This is a genomic window from Marivirga sp. (assembly GCF_024636815.1).
Taxonomy (GTDB): Bacteria; Bacteroidota; Bacteroidia; order Cytophagales; family Cyclobacteriaceae; genus Marivirga.
On the sequence record NZ_JAGXGF010000082.1, the window covers coordinates 1 to 5020 of the forward strand.

General features: G+C 36.1%; 5 protein-coding genes. All 5 read left to right on the top strand.

Annotation, left to right across the window (positions count from 1 at the left end; translation table 11 throughout):
• A partial coding sequence (locus Q0L29_RS06325) for an NAD-dependent epimerase/dehydratase family protein (RefSeq protein ID WP_296620037.1) occupies window positions 1-619 on the top strand: 619 nt, incomplete at its 5' end.
• On the top strand, window positions 616-1443 hold the full coding sequence (locus tag Q0L29_RS06330) for an MBL fold metallo-hydrolase (protein WP_296620038.1): 828 nt from the start codon (window positions 616-618) through the stop codon (window positions 1441-1443). The genes Q0L29_RS06325 and Q0L29_RS06330, both read left to right, overlap by 4 nt.
• Window positions 1440-2723 (top strand): F390 synthetase-related protein, encoded by a 1284-nt coding sequence (locus Q0L29_RS06335; RefSeq protein WP_296620040.1) that lies wholly within the window; start codon window positions 1440-1442, stop codon window positions 2721-2723. The genes Q0L29_RS06330 and Q0L29_RS06335 overlap by 4 nt, the downstream gene beginning before the upstream one ends.
• A complete protein-coding gene (locus tag Q0L29_RS06340; protein WP_296620041.1) occupies window positions 2701-3705 on the top strand; it encodes a 3-oxoacyl-[acyl-carrier-protein] synthase III C-terminal domain-containing protein in 1005 nt (334 codons plus the stop codon). The genes Q0L29_RS06335 and Q0L29_RS06340 overlap by 23 nt, the downstream gene beginning before the upstream one ends.
• The gene (locus tag Q0L29_RS06345) at window positions 3702-4844 is read left to right on the top strand and encodes a sterol desaturase family protein (protein ID WP_296620043.1); all 1143 of its coding nucleotides are present in this window, start codon (window positions 3702-3704) and stop codon (window positions 4842-4844) included. Before Q0L29_RS06340 ends, Q0L29_RS06345 begins: the two co-directional genes overlap by 4 nt.
• Window positions 4845-5020 lie beyond the last annotated feature (176 nt).

Here is a 5020-nt window from a genome sequence, read left to right on the forward strand (position 1 = left end):
CAAGGATTCTATTAAAGTAAGGGAAAACTCTCCATTACCCAAGCATATGGTTAATAATTATGCCAACACAAAATGGATGGCTGAATGTATGTTAAGAGAATCAAGCCTGCCATATGTAATTCTTCGTCCAAGAGCACTTGTAGGAAGAGGAGACACCGTCATCATGCCACGTCTAATTCGATCCCGTTTGGAAGGAAAGTTAAAAATCATGGGATCAGGAAATAACATGGTGGACCTGACACCCGTATCGAATATGGTAGAAGCTGTACGACTTTCCATTTTTACTCCTAACTGCAATGAAGCTTATAATATATCTAATGGGGAACCTGTTAATCTTTGGGAATCTATAAATTCTATCCTGACCGCCATTGGACTACCTGCCATTAAGAACAAAATACCATATCCCATTCTCTACCTGGCAGCACTCATAATGGAGTTCAATGCTCGATTTTTAAATGGAAAAGAGCCGGTACTTACTCGGTATTCCGTAGGTGTACTGGCAAAGACTTTTACTTTTGAAATACAAAAAGCAAAAGAAAAATTGAATTACAAACCCATACAAACTACTGCACAAGCAATGGAGGAATTTGTGAAATGGTATAAAGAAAAAGAATCATGACTGCGGTAAAGTTTAATTTAGCATCAGCAGGATACTGCGAAGCCAAACGTTCTCATGCTTTAAGCAAAGCATCTAACCAAACCATTAAGTTTTATGCCACCTATGCCCACATTGAACATCCCATCCATGGACATATTTTATTTGATACTGGCTATACGAGAAGGTTTTACGAATTCACCAAAAAATATCCTTTCAAAATCTATGCAAGGGTAACCAAAGTTTATGTTAATGAAGAGGACGAAGCCAAAAATGTATTGAAAACAAAAGGGATATACCCAAATGACATTAAGTTTATCATCATTTCCCATTTTCATGCAGATCATATTGGGGGGTTACGTGACTTCCCTAATGCTGAGTTCATTTGTTCTGATGTTGCTTTTCAAGATGTAAGGGGTAGGAAAGGTTTTTTTGCTTTGAAAAAGGGATTTATCCCAAGTCTAATGCCAGAGGAGTTTCAATCAAGAACAAAATTTCTCTCATTTGATACGAGCACCAAAGAAGTAGATGGCCTGGGTCCGGTTATTGACTTATTCAACGATGAATCCATCTTAATTTGTCAACTAGATGGTCATGCCAAAGGACAGATTGGAGCACTACTGAATGCAGACAAAAAGATACTTCTGATATCAGATGCAGCGTGGTTAAAAGAAAACTATGCAGACCTTCATTTACCGAATCCTATTGTTCGTTTATTTTTTGATTCCTGGAGCGATTTTAAGAAGAGTCTGCACAAGGTTCATACTTATCACAAAACTCACCCTGAAACCCTAATTATTCCATGCCACTGCGAGGAAACAATTAATGAACTAATATACAGAAAATGAAGGTTTCAAAAATATCGATACTCCTGTATTTCTTAAAACTCAGATTTTCGAGAATGTTTAGTTCCCATAGAGTCAGCAGACCAATGAAGAAAAATTGGAGTAAAATCCTTTCCTCCTCTCAATTTTACAGGGAAATATTGAAGAGTAATCGAAAATTCCCAATAATGAATAAGGCATTATTCATGGAGAATTTTGATTCAATAAATACCGTAGGGTTAAAAAAAGAAGAAGTTTTGAACCTGGCTTTCGAAAGTGAAAAAACAAGAGACTTTAGCCCATCGATTAATAACATTAGTATTGGTCTTTCTTCGGGCACAAGCGGAAACAGAGGAATTTTTCTCACCAGTAAAAAAGAACAGGCTATTTGGGTGGGAGCTATTTTAGATAGAGTGATAGGATTTTCCTTTAGAAGACGTAAAATTGCCTTTTTTCTAAGAGCGAATAATAATCTCTATGAAGCGGCAAAAACAGGCTTATTATCCTTTACATTTTTTGATCTTAAAACACCTATAGAACAACATATAAAGATTCTAAAAGAATTAAAGGCAGACATTTTGGTTGGACAGCCATCTGTACTCGTGGCCATCGCAAAAAACTATCAAAGTGAAAAAATAAAACCAACATTCGATAAAATCATTTCTGTTGCAGAAGTATTGGAAGATGATCATAAAGAATTTCTCAGGTCAATATTCAATTGCCCTATAAACCAAGTATATCAATGCACAGAGGGATTTTTAGCTTATACATGCAAACACGGACAATTACATCTCAATGAAGATTGGCTTGAAATAGAAAAAAAGTATTTAGACTCTGAAAAAACAAGATTTCATCCGGTAATCACCGATTATTTGAGATCTTCTCAACCGATAGTGCGATACGAACTCAATGACATTCTACATGAAGGAACTACATGTAGTTGTGGTGCCAGGTCCACTGTTATTCGTAAAATCGAAGGACGATCCGATGATGTATTTCGATTTTTTCAAAATGAAAAGGAAGTCATCATCTACCCAGATTTTATTAGAAGAACTATTATTCTCGCATCTGGTAAAATTACAAATTACACGGCCACACTGACCGATGAACGAACTATATGCATGTATTTAGAAGTCGAAGAAACTTCTGAACTGCCTGCTGTATTTAAAGTTGTCAAATTCGAAATACAGCGAATGTTGTCCGAATTTGGCGTTGACGACATTGACATTGTCAAGATCGATAAGAAACAAGACCCAATGACTAAATTTACAAGAATCAAAAATGAATATTCAAAGAGCATTTAGCATCAAAGGAGTGGGAAAATATTTACCCAAAACCACTATTTCCAGCAGCAAAATTGAAGAGGAATTGGGTTTGTCTAAAGGCTATATTTTTAAAAATATTGGTGTAAAAACTCGTCATGTTGCTATGGAAGAGTCTAATACTTTTATGGCAGAGCAGGCATTAAGAAGTGCCCTAAAGGATGCCAACATGAGCATAAAAGATATTGATTGTCTGATAGGTGCATCAGCCACTTTTGACTATATCATCCCCAATAGATCTTGCTTAATCAAAAATGCTTTTAAAGAAGCTTTCGATCTGGACTTTCCATGTATCGATATCGACACTGTTTGTACGAGCTTCATTTCCGCCCTGGATTATGCTACGTTATTGTTGCACTCCGGAGATTATCGAAATATCGCTATTGTAAGCTCAGAAATTAGTTCGATAGGCCTCAACCCCAATGATGCAGAAACCTATAGTCTTTTTGGAGATGGGGCAGCAGCAGTGATTATTTCCACCACGAATCAAAAGAACGGATTGATTCAGTATAAATCAAAAACCTATGCAGAAGGTGCGAAATATACAATTATCGAAGCTGGAGGCAATATGAATCCCACCAAAAATGTACCTTATGACCCTGCGCTGTATTCTTTCCAAATGCAAGGAAGAAAATTACTCAAAAAGGTAAAATCTACTCTACCCATATTTCTATCTCAATTTTTTAAGCCCCTGCCAGTTTCACTGCAAGATATCAATCTAATCATACCCCATCAGGCTAGCAAATTGGGGCTAAGGATGTTAGCCACGTTGAATAAAGGCAACTCTGAAAACATTGTTGACCAATTGGAAAATCACGGTAATTGCATCGCAGCTTCTATTCCCATTGCGTTGGTGACCAGCATTGAAAATAAAACCCTCACGGAAGGAGACACTTGTTTTCTTCTTGGCACAGCAGCAGGTATTACCATTTCAGGATTACTTTTTAAATATTCCAGGTTATGAGTTTAGTATATGCAAATGGTTTGCTTTTGCTGACGGTCTTAATCGAATTGGCTATTTTTCATTTTAAGAGGAAAGAGAAAATCCTTTGGCAAGAGGTTATATTCAATTTGAACTCGGGACATATATTGCTGTGGATTCTTAGAGGTATGGAAATCTCGTCCTTCTATTTCGTTTCCGTTCATTGGAGTTTTTCACTATTGAAAGATTGGCCTTACCCATTAATTTGGATTTTCACCTTTTTCACTTGGGATTTTTGCTTTTATTGGCTTCACCGTTTCCATCACAAATTCAGATTCTTGTGGGCTGTGCATGTAGTACATCACGAAGGCGAACACTTCAACCTATCATTAGGCATTCGAAATTCATGGTATTCATCCCTGACTTCTTTCCCCTTTTTCATTGGTTTAGCTTTGATAGGAGTTCCCGTGGAAGTTTTCATAGCTACATCCAGTATCCATTACATTGTCCAGTTTTATAACCATAATGGACTAGTGAAAAATAGTGGTTGGCTCGAAAAAATAATGATCACCCCTTCTCACCATCGCGTCCATCATGGGATAAACCCTGAATATATTGATCGCAATTTTGGTGGAACTTTATTGGTTTGGGATAAGTTATTTGGAACCTTCCAACAAGAATTAAATACTATTCCAATCATTTATGGTGTCAAAGATTATGTCAAAAGTTACAATGTACTCTGGGCAAATAATTTACCTTTCCTGAAGATGTTCGGTTTTTATTCCGCGAAAGAATCTAAAAAAGAATCCTCTTATACCGTTCCAGAATCTTTGATAGTATCAGGAGGAATTTTGCTTTTCGGCCTACTATTATATTACATCTCCATAGAAAATATTTGGCCAGTAAATTACAAACTAGGCTTATTTAGCATGACATTTCTGGGAACCATAGCCAATGGAGGTATTTCAGAAAATAAAAAGTGGGGTATTAATCTATGGCTGTTAAATTTCATCCTACTTGCTCCCTTACTTATTTTTTATAAAAACATTGACGAACCTATTTTATTAACCATATTTAGCTTATTGGCTATACATAGCATTATTACATTATTAAAATGCAAAAAATACACTAATGATATGGAGACCTTAGTCAATGGTTTTAGAAGCACTACCGTTATATGATGCCAACAAAACCAGCCATTTTAAGCTAAATATTAAAAGTGAGACGGTTACTTATGGTTTTGAAAAAATAAAATAAATACTATCTTTGGTTGCAACCCTTCATGCAAATACCCTAAATCAGGTGGAATTTGAACATGAACCGTGACGCACCAAACTATGAACTGTATAATTGTTGA

Coding starts and splice junctions, on each gene's coding strand:
- Q0L29_RS06340 (WP_296620041.1), top strand. CDS start 2,701: ATGAATATTCAAAGAGCATTTAGCATCAAAGGAGTGGGAAAATATTTA.
- Q0L29_RS06335 (WP_296620040.1), top strand. CDS start 1,440: ATGAAGGTTTCAAAAATATCGATACTCCTGTATTTCTTAAAACTCAGA.
- Q0L29_RS06345 (WP_296620043.1), top strand. CDS start 3,702: ATGAGTTTAGTATATGCAAATGGTTTGCTTTTGCTGACGGTCTTAATC.
- Q0L29_RS06330 (WP_296620038.1), top strand. CDS start 616: ATGACTGCGGTAAAGTTTAATTTAGCATCAGCAGGATACTGCGAAGCC.